This window comes from Vibrio sp. 704, assembly GCF_033339295.1.
Map to the genome: position 1 here is coordinate 1 of NZ_JAWOUH010000581.1, position 635 is coordinate 635.

At 47.1% G+C, this 635-nt stretch carries 1 protein-coding gene; it reads right to left on the reverse strand.

Features of this window, described 5'->3' with window-relative positions; genetic code table 11:
• On the reverse strand, positions 1–635 hold a 635-nt coding region (locus tag R7R24_RS27870; protein ID WP_318120311.1), incomplete at both ends, for an EAL domain-containing protein.

The following is a 635-nucleotide window of genomic DNA, read 5'->3' on the forward strand; positions in this document are numbered from 1 at the left end:
TGGCCAGATAAAAACCTTGTACTTTGTCGACGCCACATTGCGCGACGAACTCGTATTCTGCTTGAGTTTCTACGCCCTCGGCTACGACTTCGCAGTTGGCAATGTGCCCGAGTTTAGCCACAATTCGGTATAACTCGCGCCCCTTTTCATCTGTGGCATCAAGCAGTAATGAACGGTCGAGTTTGATCTTATCAAACGGATATTTGAGCAAATGCGGAAACGAAGCATAACCCGTTCCGAAATCATCCATTGCGATGCGAATACCACACGCTTGCAGCGCGATCATCGTATTGGTCAACGACACTTTATCGTTTAACACCGCCTCTTCGGTTATCTCGATTTCTAACCAATCTGGGGACACACCATAGTGCTCAAGTCGCCCTTGTAAGTGCTGAACAAAATCCGCTTGTTCGATCGTCGAAACCGAAATATTGATCGCAACTCGACGTGACGGCGATAACGACATTGTTTTCATGTCCGACAGCACCTTTTCGATGACCAACTTATCAAGTAGCGGCATGGCATCAAGCATTTGGAAGTCACTGATGAACGTTGGAGGGCACAGTTTTCCCTCTTTATCGATGTAACGAATCAGCGCTTCATAGGAGAACACTTTCTCATCATGCGTCGATTGT